Raw genomic sequence first — 15,459 nt, forward strand, 5'->3', positions numbered from 1 at the left:
TTCATTTTAGCGAGGTCTTCCCCCTGCTGAGGAACAGGTAGGCCTCTTTCTCGAGCTTCTTCGGCACGAAGTCCACCAGGATGTCGGCCTCTCTGATCGGGCCGCGAAGGTGCTTGCCCAGGGGCACGCTTCCCCTCTCGAGGAGCCTCACGAGGGTCTCCACTATGTCCTCCTCCTGCTCCCTCTCCGCGTAGAGCGTTCTCTCAACTAGCCACACCCTATCGTACTTTTCGTAGAACATCTTCCCCTGCTCGGAGTAGAACTCGGGGCCGCGCTGGAGCCTCACCCCCGGCCTCTCAATCCTCTCCACCTCGAACATTATGAAGCCCCTTCCCCAGGTGTGGCCCCTCACGGTGAAGCCCTCCACATCGAGGCCCCTCGCTATCCCCCGGGCGCTCTTCTCCACCTGGGGAAGAACCACGTCGTCAACACCCTCCGGAGCCTCAAAGAGGAGTGTGAGCAGGTGCGTCCCCTTCTCCCTGAGGAGCCTCAAATAGTCCCCGCTGAAGGGCTCGGGCGGGAAGAAGTGCTCCACGGAGGGCCTTTCCAGGAACTCCCTCGCCTTGAAGTAGAACCTCCCAAAGCGCTCCCAGCTCAGGTTGGCCGCCACGTTCCTCCTTGGATCCACGGGATCGAGCACCACGAGCGGCTTCTCTTTTTCACGCTCCACGGTGGCCATCGCGAGCTCCCTCTCCCTCCTGAGCCAGCCGGTGCTGTCGATTATCTTCCCCCTCAGCATAACTTCCGCGGAACTCAGAACTTCCCGGAACGAGCCGTATTTGATGACGAGTATCTCCGCGAGGTAGCCCGAGAAACCCCTAACGTAAACCTCGCTGCCGTAGGCTTTTATCCCCTTGAGGAAGCGTTTTAATAGCCTAACCTCGTCGTTTTTCCCGTTAATGTTCTCGAGAACCCAGCGCGTGTGGAGGATTGAGCGGTCAACGGCCGTCCTCACGTCCCTCCAGTCCCTCACGTCGTAGCAGGGGACGAGGTCAACCTCCACATCCCTGTAGAGCCCCCTCACGTAGGGGTGCTCCGCGTAGGCCACCTCGTGGGAGTCGAGATTTTCCGCTATGGCCTTTCCGAGCTCTAAACCTCTCTCCCTCAGCTCTTCAATTGGTGTATCGAGCGGAAAAGCTAAGAAAAGGTCAACGTCGTGGTCTCCAGCTAAATATGTATCCTTGGCGAGCGAGCCGACGAAGTACGGCCTGACGTCGAGGCCGAGCCCCTCTATTGCCTCCCACGCGATTTCCTCAAGCTCCTCCATCAGTTCATTAACGAAGGCCCTCTCCTCCTCGGTTGGCACGATTTTTTGAAGGATCTCCTCAATGACCCTCTCCATGTCCATGCTCACACCTGATTGATAGTTTGATATCAAAATATTTATATATCTTTTGTTACTATGCTATCAACGATGGGATATGGAGGAGCTTATGGCCGTCCAGAACCCGTGGTGGGCCGACCCCGATGCGATATACGATGATGAACGGGTAAAAAGGGCCCTCTCTCAAACGCCCCGGGTTGAATACCGATTTGAACCAACCAACAAGGTTCTAATCGGGCCGAGACAGGTCGGTAAGACCACGTACATGAAGCTCTCCATAGCGAAACTTATCGAGGCGGGAATCAGCCCGAGGAACATTCTCTACTTCTCCTGCGACCTTTTGAGGGATTACAATGAGATAGTTTCGCTTGTCAGGTCTTTCTTGAGGATGGTAAGGGGGGAGGCTTACGTCTTCCTCGACGAGGTTACCTTTGTCGAGGGCTGGGAGAGGGCGGTCAAGTTTCTTCTCGATTCCCCGCTTTCTTCACGCATGGTTCTTCAGGTTACGGGCTCGACCTCGGCGGGCCTCAGGCGTGAGAACTTCCCCGGAAGGGATATAATTGTGGAAGGGTTTCTCCCCCTCAACTTCAACACCGTTGCGAGGATTTTTGATTCAAGGCTTCAAAAAGTCGAGCTTCCCCACAAAAGCCCGAAAACGCCCATGGAGTTCTATGAGAACGCCCTCGAGCTGTACCCCTATTTCGAAGCCCTCTCCGGGGCTTTGGATTTCTACATGACATCCGGCGGCTACCCCCGCGCCGTTTATGAACTCCTCGAGGGGGGAATAAGGCCGGAAACCTACGAGATGGTTTACAACGCCACCGTCCTTGACGTCGCAAAGATCGGGAGGAGCGAGAGAATTGCTCTTTCGATGGTTCTTGGGCTCATGAGGAGGTACGGCGACAGGATAACCCTTAACTCCCTCGCCAAGGAGCTCGAGATAGGCTCCCACGTCACGGTCAGGGACTACCTTGAACTCTTTGAGGAGCTGTTCATTGGGAGGAACTACTTTCAGGTCAAACTCGATGATTTCACACCCCTTTTTAGAAAGGAGAGGAAGTTCTACTTCCTGGATCCCCTCCTTGTTGGGACATTCTCCAGGCTCTTTGGTTTCTCTCCGGACACTTCGAGGGTAATAGAGGGAATAGTTGGGGAGCATCTAAAGCGGCTCTACCCGACGTACTTCTTCCACGGCTCCCGGGAGGTGGACTTCGTTACGCCCCATTTCGGGGTGGAGGTCAAGTGGCAGGGAAGGGTTTCCCCCTCGGATTTCCCGAGGGTCGGGATAAAGAACAAAATACTGCTCTCAAAGGAGGGGCTGGACTTCGTTGAGGGCAGGAACCTGGCGATAATCCCTGTCCCGCTCTTCCTCTTCCAGCTTCACTCCGCCAGCTCGAACCTCGCAACCGTCTCGTAAATCGGCCCCTTTGGAGTGAGCGTGCTCTTCTTCAGCTCTATCGCTTCAACCTCGAACTCCCCGAAGTCCTCGTTCGCCAGCTCCTTCAGGGCCATGGCGAGCTCGAGCTTGTCCCTCACGAACTTTACCCTGCCAATAGTGATATGGGCCACGAAGTCCTTCTCCTTCTTGAAGCCGAGCCGCCTCATGGCCTTCTCCACATCTTCAGCTATCGCTCTTATCCCCTCGTCGTTCTCTATCCCCGCCCAGATTACCCTCACGTAGTTCGGGTTAGGGAAGACGCCTATCCCCCTCACCCTGGCGCGGTGCTTTCTGTGCCTCTTCGCTATTTCCTCCAGGGCCCTTTTGACGTCCTCGGCCGTTGTCTCGTCTATCTCCCCAAGGAACTTGAGCGTCAGGTGGAGGTTTTCAGGCTCGACGAACTTTATCTTCGCCGCTTTATTTCCTATCCTATCCTGAGCCTTAACGAGGTTGCTCCTGACGGCATCGTTAACCTCTATCGCTATGAACGCCCTCATAACACCACCGTAGAAAAGGGGAAGTTAAAGAATAAAAACCTTCCCGGACTCACTCGATGTTCTTCAGCACGCCGAGGGTCTCCCTGAGCCCCTCGTAGCCGAACTCGAGGTAAGTCCTGCCCTCTTCCTCGTAACCGTCTGCGTAGGCACTCCATGCCCTGTTGAGGCTCCTCTCCGCCCTGCTGAAGGTCGTCATGAGCTCTCCATATGCCTTGATGCTCTCCACCCTTATTGGCTGGGCCTTCTCGGCGAACTCCTCGAGCACCTCGAGCACCCTCGAGAGCGTGCTCCTGATGGTGCCGCTTTCCCCTGCGCTGAGTGCCTTCTCGAGCTGCGCTATGCTCTCTTTGAGGAGCCTCTCAAGCTCCTTGACTCCGCCGCTTCCGCTTTTCGCTGCCCTGTGGAGCTCTTCCTTCTCTCCACGTCTCCTGAGGACTATTCCCGCTCCCATAACGACGAGCGAGCCCACGAGACCGCCCCACATTGGGGGTATCCTAGCGGAGCTTATGGCCCCGCCGATGAGTCCCGCGGTGAGTAAGAGGTTTCCTGCGAGCTTCTTCATTTCCATCACCTCACGGGTGGAGCACTCCCGCCACGGTGAGCACCGCGAAGAGCAGGGTCATCGCGGCCTCGCCGACCATGAGTCCCGCGGCGAAGGGGAGCACCTTCTCGGTTATGAACTCGTGGCCCTTCCTCCTCTTCACGACCTCGTTGACCACGCAGCCGAGACCGTAGGGGAGGATGTAGAGCATCGGCAGGTACATGGAGAGGCCCACGAGGACACCAAGTCCCGGAATCCCGCTGAGTGAGAGGGCGAAGCCGAGTATTCCGCCGGCGAGGAACTTGTCAACCGGGACGCTTCCCCCGAGGATGGCGTCAACCATTGACTTGAGGGCCATCGCCTGCGGGGCTGGGACCATGTCGTTTCCTATGCCGTAGGCCTTCCATATGAGCCCGACGACGGTGAGGGCTATTATCGGCCCTATCCACGCCGTTAGGAGCTCGACCTTCTGCTGCCTTGAGGGTATGCCACCCACGAGGTGGCCGGTCTTGAGGTCCTGCATCATGTCCGCTGCGCCGGAGATTGCCACACCGACCGTGGCGCCGAGGAGTATGGTGAGGGGCACGTTCTTGTTGGTGAGGTAGAGGAGTATCATGACGGAGACGAGCGAGAGGCCGGAGACCGGACTCCAGTCCGTCATTCCCGTGGACATGGCAACGAGGAGGGAGGCTATGAATATCCACGCGACTCCGACGAGGGCAGTGAGGAGGCTCCTTCCAAGGCCGAGGTCGGAGAGCCTGTAGGCGGTGACGAAGAGCAGGAGGAACGCTAACCCGGCACCCACGTAGAGGTAGCTTATCGGGAGCTCCTCGTTCTTTCCGGATTCGAGCTTGCTGGCCCTGGCGATGCTCTTAATGGCCACGGCTATGACCGGGAGGGAGAGTATGAGGCCGGCTATCGAGCCGCCGAGGAGCATTCCTATACCGAGGGGCCTCGTCATGTTGGCGTAAACGAAGCCGCTAACGCTACTCCCGGTGACGTCGCCCGGGAGCCACCCGAGGGCCTTGACCACGGGGGTGATTATGTAGTAGGAGAGCGCCCCACCTGCGAGGACTATGAGGCCGTTCCTTCCTGTGATGAGGCCCATACCGAAGACCATGAGCGAGAGGGCCATGGCGAGGCTGACCCAGCTCGGGAGGTGGAGGGCCGCGCCGATGTCCACGACCTCCGGGAGGACGTGGGGAAGTCCAAGGAGCGGAAACTGCTGGACGAGGTAGACGACGGCGCTAAGCGCCATTCCGAAGAAGAGAAGCCTCGCCTTCTCTATTCCGCTTCCAGGGGTCTTGAGAACGGTGGCGACGGCGGTCCCGGTCGGGAAGCGGAGGCGGTCTATCTCAATCATCTGCTTCCTCAGCGGGATGATGAAGGTGATTCCGAGTATGGCTCCCGCAGCGGTCGCGAGGAAGAAGTAGAGGGTGTTGATCTCCTGGTGCAGGCCCATTATGTAGAGGGCCGGTATGGTGAAGATGACTCCCGAAACTGAGATGTTGACCGCCGAAGCGATCGTCTGGACGATGTTGTTCTCGACGACGGTTCCCTTCTTGAGGATTCCCCTGAGGACACCCCATCCGACTATGGCCGCTATGGCCGAACCGCCGGAGGTGAAGCCCATTATCATTCCCGCGTAGGTGAAGCTCGCCGCCATGAATGCTCCCCAGAGGACACCGAGGATTATGGCGGCGGGAGTGATTTCACGATAGGTGCTTCCACCGTCTTTGGTCACGTTCTTTGGCATGTCTCCAAAGCTTTCCATCCTTCAACCCCCTGTACGTTTATGTACATTACGTTCGGGTTCAATTCCCTGTAAGCAAAAGCAGGACATAATGGCTTTTCTGCACATATAAAGTTTTTTAGAGCGTTTAAATTCACAATGGGATGTTTTTAATCAGCGGTTGCTAAAAAACCGCCATAATATGGCTTTTTATTCATCAATGAAATTGATTTCATCATAAAAATGCATACATGGACACTAGAGCACGTTACGACATTGGAGATGAGGAGGGAATGGGAACATTGGGAGGAAAGCTGCTGACTCCCGTGGGTAAAATCCAGCCGTTCAAAAAGGGGACGAAAATCAGAGGAGCCCCTCGTAGATCACCTTAAGCCTGTAGGCGTGCTTGAGCTCCTCGGAGGCCATCATTGAGAAGAGCTCCCCGAGGGTCCCCCCGAGGATTTCGGAGAGCCTGCTGTAGAGCTCGTAGGCGTGCTTCTCCCTTATGAGGGCCTCGAGAATGAGGTCTTCGATGCTCTTCGGCTCTGCCCTCTCGTCGGAGAAGTAGGGCTCTATTTCCAGGCTATCGAAGTAGTCCACGGGATAATCCCCGAGGGTCTTCTCTCTGAGGAATGATTCCGCGGTCTTCCTGTGCCTCAGCTCCTCACTTGCGAGCCACGCGAAGTGGGGCACGAGGGAGGGCCTTTCGTAGGTTGCGAAGGTTTCTCCGAGCTTGTAGAGGTTGTAGAGCTCGTTCTCCTGGTGGATTATGCCCTTCAGAAGCTCCTTTGCGTTCACAGCACCGCCTCCAGGTAGCTTAGGAGTTCCCCAACGTCAGGGAGCACGAGGTCGGGCTTAACCTCGGAGCGCTCCACATCGCCCAAGGTACTTACGCCTGTGAGAACCATGATGGCCTTCATGCCGAAGCGTTTGGCGAAGGCAATGTCGGTATCGAGCCTGTCTCCAACCATCCAGAGCTCATCAACGCTCAGCTTCTCCCTGACGACCTCATAGGCCGCCTCATTGGGTTTGCCGATGATGAGGGGCTTAACGTCCGTCGAGGCCTCGAGGGCCGCCAGAATGGAACCGGCCCCAGGGTAGAGGCCCTCCTCGGCCGGATAAGTTGTGTCCGGGTTCGTGCCTACAAAGCTCGCCCCGTTCCTTATGGCCAGCGTCGCGTACTTGAGCTTCTCGTAAGTAAGGTGGGGATCAAGGCCGACCACGACGTGTTTCACTTCACGCCATGCACCGTCCCTTGCATCTTCAACCCCAATCACGCCCCAGCCGAGCCTCTCCATCTCCCTCCTGAGTCCTTCGCCCCCCACGACGAACACCCTTCCGGGCTCGAGGTGCTTCTCCATGTAGAGCCTCGTCGCGAGGCCCGAGGTTAGTATGGCCTCCTCCGGGACGTCCATCCCCATGGAGCGCAGCTTCTCCCTGTACATGGAGGGGTCTCTCGTGGAGTTGTTCGTGAGGAACAGGAAGGGAATTCCTCTGGCCTTCAGAAAGGCTATAACCTCCTTGGCGCCCCTGACGGGCTCTTTCCCCCGATAGAGAACGCCGTCCATGTCAAAGATGATTCCTATCATCGCTGGCACCGAAAGAATAGGGGGAGGGGAGGTTTATAGGGGTTCCGCTACTGGCTCGCGTAGACTCTCAACGTCACCTCCATCCTGTCGGTGAGGCACTCGTTGCCCGCTGAATCCACAAGCCTCAAGAGGGCTTTTATCTCCATCCGCTCACCGGGGCCAAGGGGCAGGCCCGGGAGGTCAATCCACGTGCCGTTGAGCTCCTTCAGGGTTTTTCCATTAACGCCATCAACCTCGAAAACCTGACCCTCCTTCACCACCTTGAGGGCATTTACCACGACCTTTCCGCTCAGCTCGCCGACATCCGCTGTTCCGTCCACGGAGGCCTCAAGGTCGCTGTAGTCCTCCTCGAAGTCCTCAACCTCAAAGGCCAGCTTTAGAGAGGAGAACGGAACATCCCCGGCGTTCTTAACGTGGAATGTAACCTCCTCCTCGTCCCCCGGCTTCAGGTTCCCGAACTCAAAGAGCTTGACCTCATCGTAGAACCTGCTCCCGTCCCTGCTTATCCTGACGTCGAAGTCTCCCGTGGAGAGCTCGTTGCCCTTTGAGGTCGCCACGTCGCTGAAGAGCGCTCCCCCGTAGTGGGCACCTAAAGTCCCCACCATAATTCCCACTAAAAGAACCACGAGGAACTTCCTCATGCACATCACCTCGATTTACAACTTAAAATTGTTAATTAGCACTATAAAAAGTTTTGTGAATTAAAATATTCATCGAAATAAAATGGTGGGGGTTGTGGAAGGTTTCAACCGACATGAAAAAGTCAAAAACCTAAATCTCCCTCACCTCGATGTTGAGCTTCAGGCTCTGCACGGTGCCGTTTATGGCCTCGAGAATCCTCCACGTTGCGTTCGTGGGGGCGTAGTCCCCGTTGATCGGCTCTGGCAAGTATGGTTTTTCGTCCTTGAATAGGAGGAACCAGAGCTGCCACTTTCCGGGTTTGTCTATGCTGAAGGTGTAGTTTCGCTCCCACTGCGGCGTCCAGTTCCCCTCGATGTCCACGGGCTTGTGGGGGAGCGTGACGTTGAGGTAGTCCATGAAGTACATGTTATGAATTAGGGTCTCGTTGGTCGTGGTGTTGTAGGTTAAATTCACGAGCCATACTTCTACGTGGTACGTCACGTTCCTGTACTCGTGGTTGGCTATGCCTATTATCACCGTTCCGTTCTCCCCAACGAAGAGCTCTGTTGGATAGTCGGCCGCCTTCCCTCCCGGCCCGAGGATGTAGAACTCCGTGAACTTCTCGCCGGGCTTCGGATGGGTTATAACGTAGCCGAGGGTTGCTATGGAGGAGATAATCGCTATTATGAGTATGACCGTTAGGGCTTTGTCGAGCCTGCTCGCCTCCTCCCACTCGAGCTCCTCCTTGAGCCTCTCAACCGTTATCCACGGCACCCACGGGTTTATGGCATTCGCCCTGCGATAGATCGCGGCGAGGGCAAAGAGGACGTTGAAGACGGTTAAGCTCACGAGGATCGGCGTGAGCCTTATCCCCCAGGGGGTGTAGTTGAGGCCGAGCCCTATGAGAGGGACTATCGCTATGCTCAGGCCGAAGCTGAGCGCCAGCCTCTCCAGGTTGTCGAGCTCCTTCTTCTCCGGGAAGAGAGCTGTTACGAAGGCGTAACCCGGGAAGAAGAGGACGAACGCTAAACCGAGGGCCTTCCTCGCCAGGCTCTCCGGGAAGTAGAATATAAGGAGGTCAAGGAGCAGTGAGAGTGCGATGATGGTTATTAAATCCCAGTACCCCTTCCATCCTGCCGGTTTGGCTTTTTCCATTATTCTCTCACCCCGCGAGCACCTCGTAAACCTTCTTCATCACTATTATCGCGAAAATCACAAGAAGGAGCTCCACCAGGGGCGTCAGGTTCTCCTTCTGCTCCCTGCTTAAAAACAGACTCCCCACCTCAAGGGTTATCAAGAGCCCGATGAGGGTCAGGGTGAGGAATACATCAACGCCCTTTACAGCCAGAGCCGAGACAAGAACCCAGAATGAGAGGAAAAGGAGCATGTAGTCCTCTACATCCATTCCCTAACGCCTCCGAGCTTTTTGCCCCTTATCTCAATGCCGTAGTCCTTTTTCTCAACACCCTCTACCTCAATGAGCTGGCCCGTTGCCTTCGCCAGCGCGAGCAGGACGGAGGAACATACCGGACACGGCACCCGGCTGCACCCCTCGGGGGAGCACCTCACACCGGGCCTCACCACAACCCTGTAGTTCTCCTCCTCTTCCTCTATGTAGACGGTGCTTGCGAGACCGAGCGCCCTGAGTACCGCCGAGGAGGCGCTCTCAGCCTCGGCCACGCTTCCCAAGGGGCCCTCAAGGTGCTCCTCGAACTTCTCAACGAGGTTGGCTCCCGGGGGGAGCAGACAGAGCCCCATGCCCTTCTCGTTCGGCACGTCCGTTAGGAAGACGACCTCCTCGTCGAGTCTCGCCAAATCGAGGGTGAAGTCCCGGTGCAGGGGCAGGAAGAGCCCTCCCCTCGGCAGGTTCTCGTAGGGGGGTACGAAAACCGCGTTCCCCTCGAGGTTCAGGGAATCAACCATCCCATCGAGAACAGCCTTCTGGGAGTTCAGAACTGTTTCCAGAGCTTCCTTTCTAACGTAGGTGGATGGTTTGAGAACGAGGATGACGGCCCCTATCACCATTGCGGCTATCCCGAGGTTTATGTAGCCCGTTACACCATTTAAAAATCCTCTGAGTGCCAGAAGTCCGCCGAAGGCTATGAGGGCCCCGCTCACGATGTACTTCATGTTCATCAATCTCCCCCAAGGTTGGACAACCACTAATCTTAAAAGGTTTACCCGGAGAACTCAGAGACGGTGGAGATGAAGGCGAAGATTGCTGGAATACTGCTCGGACTCCTGATCTTGAATTCACTCCCTATTCAAGCCGGGCCCCCAGTGCAGAGGGACGATTCGGGGGCTTATGCCTATTTCAACTCCCTTCTCTTGGACTTCGGCGAAGTTCTTGACCTGATCTCCGAGGGCAGTAACGAGAGCGTGAAGCGAGCAACCCAGTTCTACGAAGTTACGGGTACAGCCTATGAGGAAGTTCTCACGTACTCAAACAAAGGCGTTGGGGAAAACGTCCTGAAGCTCTCAAGGCTCTTCAGAGACCTGGGAGAAAACTCACTCCGCCTGGCCACCAGTGTGGAGAGACTCCGTATGAGCATGACCACCAAGGACTATTCCACGGCAAGGCAGGCCCACTTCACGGCTGAGGCTTCCCTTGAGGAGTGTTCACGGCTCCTCGAGCAGATAAAGGGTGTGAGTCTCCTTGGGGCTAACGGGGAGAATCTCACCCTCGATGTGGAAAATGTCACTGATAGCACGTCCAAACTCAGGAGTATCCTCTCCACCTACGGGGATATGTTAAGCAGAACCGTAACGCCCTCCGACTTCGAGATAATAGCCGCCAGCCCCGAGATGATAGCGGGGGAGAACATCACTTTTAAAATCTTTGTGAACACGAGTGCTTACCCCTTCCTGAGTCAGAACACCTTTGAGTTCTCCGCGAGGTTCAACAAACCCGGAGAGTATGTTCTGTACGGCATCACGGCCAACGGGAGTAGGCTGACGTTCAGCAAACCCGTGGTAGTCAAGATCAACAAGATACCTACCAGAATAGTGACCTCGGAGTATCCAAACGGTGTTCTGAGGCTTGAGGGCCACCTAATTGACTACTCGGGCAACCCCCTCCTCAATAAGACAGTCTATCTCATCATAGATGGCTACGCCTTCCCCACCATAACTGAGGAGAACGGACTGTTTTACTTCAACATAAGCGGCCTCACGGAGCCAATAAACGCCACCCTCATATTCAAGGGGGATGAGTTATACGAAGGGACAGAGACGAACGTGACCCTCGTTCCACCCAAGCCGAGGCCGGTCATACGGCTCTTCCCTCCGGAGGGGAGCCTCCTCGCGGGAAAGACCTTCGAGATAAATGGCCTTATCAACGGCACCGACGAAGAAATCCCCCTGGAGGTGGTGGTGGACGGGAAGGTGAAGAAAGTTGAGAGGTTCTCGGGGGAGTTTTCCCTTCTGCTCTCTTTGGGCAGTGGGAACCACACCGTCCAGGTTGTTTTTCCGGGGAATGATCGGTACGAGCGGAGCGAATCCAACATCGTTGAGCTCGACGTGAAGCCCTACAGCCTCGTGAGAAGGCTGATCATCGCGGCCCTAGTCCTCATCATTGGTGCACTGCTCTATCGCCTCGCCGGAAGGAGGAGAAAGCCCCATGTCGCGGAAGTGGAGGAGCCGCCTTCACAGATGGAGACCGGGGTCATTGAGGGGAGTTCCCCAACGTTCATTGAGGCGTACCGCTTACTCTACACCCTTCTCCTCCGCCTCTACCGCCTCCCCCGCTCCCTAACGCCGCGGGAACTCCTCAAGACACTGAGAGGGGAGCCGTTCTTTAGAGAGCTGGGGGAGCTCACTTACATTCATGAGGCTATGGCGTACGGGAAAAAGGTGCTGGGGGAAAGGGCCCTTGCTAGAGGGCTAAGGAAGGTGTCGAATGTCATAGCGACAGTTATTGTGAGGGATGAACTGTGAGAAGGGCCTTCTACGCCATCCTCCTCATCGTTGGCATCGGGCTCATGGTAATGCCCCTCTCCGTGCCCGTGATGAAGAGCAACGCAAAGTACAGCGTTTTAAACACGGGCCCCAGGGGTGTTTCAAGCTTCGGAAGGCTCCTCTACTCGAGGGGCGAGATATTCCCCCTCCTCTCTACGTATGATTCCTCCGGCTTGGGGGGGAAGAGGGGCACCCTTCTGGTCATAGGGCCCAACCTAGCCTTCACGGACGAGGAGGTGGGCGAGCTCAAAGTTTTCCTCGAGGGGGGAAACACGCTGATTCTGGCCGATGATTTTGGAACGGGGAACGCCCTTTTAAGCGCTCTGGGTGTTAAGGAACGGTTCTCGAAAGGGGAGGTTATAAGCCCCATCTACCGGGAAGCCTCCGGATCCGTGATGACGTCCAATGTGCTGCTCCCCGAGCTTCAGAAGGGTGTTGAGGTCGTGGTGACGCTCAGACCCTCCGCCGTCCTAAACCCCTCCAAACCGCTGGTGCTCTTTCCCAACGCCTCGCTCCTCAACGGAAAATACGGTGCATTTACACTGGTGGATGAGGTGTCCTACGGTTCCGGGAGGATAATCCTCGTTTCGGACCCGGATCTTTTCACAAACGCCCTGTTTAAAGACAACGAGGCATTTATAAATAACCTCCTTGACTACGCAACGGGGCCATTCTACATCGACGAGGCCCACCATAGCGATTTCAACCCATACACCTCGGGAACAATAACCATAAAGCGGGTTGTCAACAAGGAGCACGTGTTCTACTACGTCCTCTTCGTTGCCTTCGTTGTTTTCATCATTGAGAGCGGCCTCTGGCTTCTCCTTCTCGAGAAGATGCGCTCGCTTCTGTTCTTCTTCGTGAAGGAAGAAAAAATGGAACTTGAGGAAATCGTTAAAAGCCTCGAGGAAGAGGGACTTGACGGCGAGGTGTTGAGGAAGATAATCCGTGAAATAGAGACAGGTTCAAAGCTTGGTGATGCCCATGGACGGTAAGGGATTCATGGAAAGGCTTAAGAAAGAGATTAGGAAGGCCGTCGTCGGCAAAGAAGATGTAATAGAGTTGCTCACAATAGCCCTCCTATCGGAGGGACATGTCCTCATAGAGGGCATTCCCGGTGTGGCCAAGACAACCATAGCCAAGGCCTTCTCGCAGGCGATAGGGTTGAAGTTTTCGAGAATTCAGCTCACCCCCGACCTCCTTCCAGCGGACATAGTGGGTATCTTCTACTACGACCAGAAAACCGGCGAGTGGACCATAAAGCACGGGCCGATATTTGCCAACGTTGTTCTCGCGGACGAGATAAACAGGGCACAGCCCAAAACCCAGAGCGCCCTCCTAGAGGCGATGCAGGAGAAGCAGGTCACCATCGAGGGCACCACGCACAGACTCCCTGAGCCATTCTTCGTCATAGCCACCATGAACCCTCTGGAGCACGAGGGCGTCTACGTTCTTCCGGAGGCCCAGCTCGACAGGTTCATGCTCAAGGTTGAAGTCGGCTATCCACCAAAGGAAGAGGAGCTTAACCTTCTTCGCAGGAAGAGTACCAACGACTTTGGTGAAATAAGGCCCATTGTGACACATGGGGGCCTCATGAGGCTCATAAGCGAAGCTAAGAAAGTCTCTGCCAGTGACGAAATCATCGAGTACATATACTCGATAGTCGCAAGGACGAGGGAGGATGAGAGACTGCTCTTCGGAGCGTCCCCCAGAGCTGGAGAGCACCTCCTCTACGCGGCAAAGGCCTCGGCTTTCCTCGACGGGAGGGATTATGTCATCCCCGACGATGTCAAGAAGGTGGCAAAGCCCGTCCTCGTGCACAGGCTCATCCTCAAGGCGGAGTACGAGCTCGAAGGATTAAAAACGACGGACGTCATAGAGGACGTTCTGAGGAGCACAGCGGTGCCGGTGTGAGAGATGACGCGCGAAGAGCTTCTTCTGCTTCTCTCTTTCCTCCTCGTTCTTGAGGGTTACCTCGGTGAGAACACGGCCCCTGCGGTGTTGGGGTTCTTTATCCCCCTCTACCTCCTCGCCGTCAAGAGACGTGTGAGCTTTCAAATTGGCGGTGGCTTTGAGGCGCCAAAAAGCCTCGAGGAGGGTAGGTGGGGGAAGGTTCTTCTTAAAGTGAGGAACGGGGGGAGAAATGCGAGGGTTAACGTGGGGTTGAACACGGGGGGACTTGAAGTTGAGGAACCAGGGGAGGTCTTTCTCTCGCAGGGAGAGGAGATAGAGATCGAGCTGAGGATAAGGGCCCACTCGAAGGGAGAATTTTCGGTGGGGCCCGTGAAAGTGAGAGCGGAGGACGAGAGGGGCCTCTACTTTGAGGACTTTACCCTTGGGGAGGAGGTAAAGCTCCCGGTTTATCCCTCCGTGGAGGCGATAAAGGAGGCGGTGAGGAGCGACCACAACATACGCCTAGCTGAGATGTACAGACGGAGTCAGTTCCTCGGGAGCGAGAGCATGGAGATAAAGGAGCTCCGCGAATTCCAGCACGGGGACGACTTCAAGAGGATAGACTGGAAGGCCTCGATGAGGCTTGGGGAACTCATAGTGAGGGAGATGCTTAGGGAGGAGGAGGCCGACGTTTACATATTCGTTGACAACGGCAGGGAGATGAGGAAGGGCATAGAGAGGGCCAAAATAGACTATGCAGCTACCCTTGCCCTCCAGCTGGCCTCCAACCTTATAAAGTCGTACAGGATTGGGATGGTAATCTACGACGAAGAAAATGCTGACTTCCTGAAGGCCTCCAGGGGAGCGGCGCAGCTGGGGAGAATGAGGCAAAAGCTTGCCATACGGAGGGAGAAGAAGGAGATGAGCCTCAAGTTCGGTCTTCAGGTGGCGGTGAGCGAGAGAGCTAGGGAGTTCTTGAGAAAGGTGTTTCCCCTTAGAAAGGGCAGGCGCGGAAGCAAAGGGGTCTTCGAGGGCCTCTCCCTCGTAAAGCAACCCTCAATCCTCATCTTCATAAGCGACCTTAGTAATCCCTCGGACCTATACAGGGCCATAGCAAGCGCGAGAAGGATTCACCGCGTTCTTCTCCTCTCGCCCAACCCTGTACTGTTCTACTCGAAGGAGCTCGACGAAGAAACCCTAAAGCGGCTCTACAGGGCCTATCTGGAGAGGGAAAGGCTAATCAAACGCTTCGGCTCTCTAGTTCCAACACTCGACCTCGGGCCCAGCGACTATATAAACGAGATAGCGAGGGTGATGTGAATGATAGGGGTTGCGGCTGTTATAATTTCATCGTTGGTGCTGGGGCAGCCGGTTCTGCTACTTGGTATTTTTCCCTTCATCCTCTCCATGAGAAGCAGGGACGCTGGTTTGGGAGCCTATTTCCTCTACGCCCCCTATGTGGCTTCGAAGGTTCCCCCATTGAACCTCTACAGCTATCTGGATGGGATCAGCATTCTCATCTTCGCCCTCTCACTTCTCCTCCTTCTGGAGGACGTTCTAAGGAGCACCATCAAGATTAAAAAAACCGAACTTGCAGCGGGGGCAATAATGCTCCTGTCCCCGCTCTTCCCGGAGGCTTTCATAGTGGGGGCACTCCTTTACCTGGCCTCCCTGAGACCGGAACCCCTGGTGATGCTGGCTCCCGCTATGGTCACGGTTGTGATGCTCATCGCCCGGGACACCCTCCAAAACCTCGGGGGCAGCGGGGGAGTTCTCGTCCTCGGGGGGTTCACGGCCCTCACCGCAATCCTCCTAGCGCTGAAAAACGTTAAAAGTAGTGAAATGCTTATACCGGGAGGGGATTGAT

16 protein-coding genes are annotated in these 15,459 nt (G+C 55.8%); 6 read left to right on the plus strand and 10 right to left on the minus strand.

The window, feature by feature from the left end:
- Window position 1 precedes the first annotated feature (1 nt).
- Window positions 2-1,348, minus strand: coding sequence for a CCA tRNA nucleotidyltransferase (gene cca / locus PFER_RS07445; protein ID WP_048150618.1), 1,347 nt, complete (start codon window positions 1,346-1,348; stop codon window positions 2-4).
- 73 nt (window positions 1,349-1,421) lie between these two features.
- Between cca and PFER_RS07450 the strand changes: the two genes are divergently transcribed.
- Window positions 1,422-2,741 (plus strand): ATP-binding protein, encoded by a 1,320-nt coding sequence (locus tag PFER_RS07450; protein WP_048150621.1) that lies wholly within the window; start codon window positions 1,422-1,424, stop codon window positions 2,739-2,741.
- Here the strand turns inward: PFER_RS07450 and thpR are convergent.
- The 9 genes from thpR to PFER_RS07495 form a co-directional block, all read right to left on the minus strand.
- Window positions 2,705-3,259 carry an RNA 2',3'-cyclic phosphodiesterase gene (gene thpR, locus PFER_RS07455; RefSeq protein WP_048150623.1) on the minus strand — a complete coding sequence of 185 codons (555 nt, stop codon included), beginning with the start codon at window positions 3,257-3,259 and terminating at the stop codon, window positions 2,705-2,707. The two genes, PFER_RS07450 and thpR, sit on opposite strands and share 37 nt — an antisense overlap.
- Before the next feature lie 49 nt (window positions 3,260-3,308).
- Complete coding sequence (locus PFER_RS07460; RefSeq protein WP_245612497.1) at window positions 3,309-3,827, minus strand: cell division protein; 519 nt, start codon at window positions 3,825-3,827, stop codon at window positions 3,309-3,311.
- 4 nt (window positions 3,828-3,831) lie between these two features.
- A complete protein-coding gene (locus PFER_RS07465) occupies window positions 3,832-5,574 on the minus strand; it encodes an OPT family oligopeptide transporter (RefSeq protein WP_048150636.1) in 1,743 nt (580 codons plus the stop codon).
- 321 nt (window positions 5,575-5,895) lie between these two features.
- Window positions 5,896-6,330 (minus strand): ferritin family protein, encoded by a 435-nt coding sequence (locus PFER_RS07470; protein WP_048150638.1) that lies wholly within the window; start codon window positions 6,328-6,330, stop codon window positions 5,896-5,898.
- On the minus strand, window positions 6,327-7,121 hold the full coding sequence (locus PFER_RS07475) for an HAD-IIA family hydrolase (RefSeq protein WP_048150640.1): 795 nt from the start codon (window positions 7,119-7,121) through the stop codon (window positions 6,327-6,329). The genes PFER_RS07470 and PFER_RS07475 overlap by 4 nt, the downstream gene beginning before the upstream one ends.
- Window positions 7,122-7,168: 47 nt before the next feature.
- On the minus strand, window positions 7,169-7,768 hold the full coding sequence (locus PFER_RS07480; RefSeq protein WP_245612499.1) for a CalY family protein: 600 nt from the start codon (window positions 7,766-7,768) through the stop codon (window positions 7,169-7,171).
- A gap of 124 nt (window positions 7,769-7,892) precedes the next feature.
- The gene (locus PFER_RS07485; RefSeq protein WP_048150643.1) at window positions 7,893-8,897 is read right to left on the minus strand and encodes a DUF1616 domain-containing protein; all 1,005 of its coding nucleotides are present in this window, start codon (window positions 8,895-8,897) and stop codon (window positions 7,893-7,895) included.
- 7 nt (window positions 8,898-8,904) lie between these two features.
- Window positions 8,905-9,147, minus strand: a complete 243-nt coding sequence (locus PFER_RS07490; protein WP_048150645.1) for a hypothetical protein — start codon at window positions 9,145-9,147, stop codon at window positions 8,905-8,907.
- Window positions 9,138-9,878 (minus strand): hypothetical protein, encoded by a 741-nt coding sequence (locus tag PFER_RS07495; protein WP_048150648.1) that lies wholly within the window; start codon window positions 9,876-9,878, stop codon window positions 9,138-9,140. The genes PFER_RS07490 and PFER_RS07495 overlap by 10 nt, the downstream gene beginning before the upstream one ends.
- Window positions 9,879-9,941: 63 nt before the next feature.
- On the opposite strand from PFER_RS07495, the gene PFER_RS07500 reads away from it, so the two are divergent.
- The 5 genes from PFER_RS07500 to PFER_RS07520 are packed head-to-tail and all read left to right on the plus strand — an operon-like array spanning window position 9,942 to window position 15,458.
- Window positions 9,942-11,678, plus strand: coding sequence for a hypothetical protein (locus PFER_RS07500; protein WP_157255151.1), 1,737 nt, complete (start codon window positions 9,942-9,944; stop codon window positions 11,676-11,678).
- A complete protein-coding gene (locus PFER_RS07505; RefSeq protein ID WP_048150653.1) occupies window positions 11,675-12,694 on the plus strand; it encodes a DUF4350 domain-containing protein in 1,020 nt (339 codons plus the stop codon). The genes PFER_RS07500 and PFER_RS07505 overlap by 4 nt, the downstream gene beginning before the upstream one ends.
- Window positions 12,684-13,613: an AAA family ATPase gene (locus PFER_RS07510; protein ID WP_048150656.1), complete on the plus strand. Its 930-nt coding sequence runs from the start codon at window positions 12,684-12,686 to the stop codon at window positions 13,611-13,613. The genes PFER_RS07505 and PFER_RS07510 overlap by 11 nt, the downstream gene beginning before the upstream one ends.
- 3 nt (window positions 13,614-13,616) lie before the next feature.
- A complete protein-coding gene (locus PFER_RS07515) occupies window positions 13,617-14,912 on the plus strand; it encodes a DUF58 domain-containing protein (RefSeq protein WP_048150658.1) in 1,296 nt (431 codons plus the stop codon).
- Complete coding sequence (locus tag PFER_RS07520; RefSeq protein ID WP_048150662.1) at window positions 14,913-15,458, plus strand: hypothetical protein; 546 nt, start codon at window positions 14,913-14,915, stop codon at window positions 15,456-15,458.
- Window position 15,459: the final 1 nt, after the last annotated feature.

Source organism: Palaeococcus ferrophilus DSM 13482, assembly GCF_000966265.1.
GTDB classification, from domain to species: Archaea; Methanobacteriota_B; Thermococci; order Thermococcales; family Thermococcaceae; genus Palaeococcus; species Palaeococcus ferrophilus.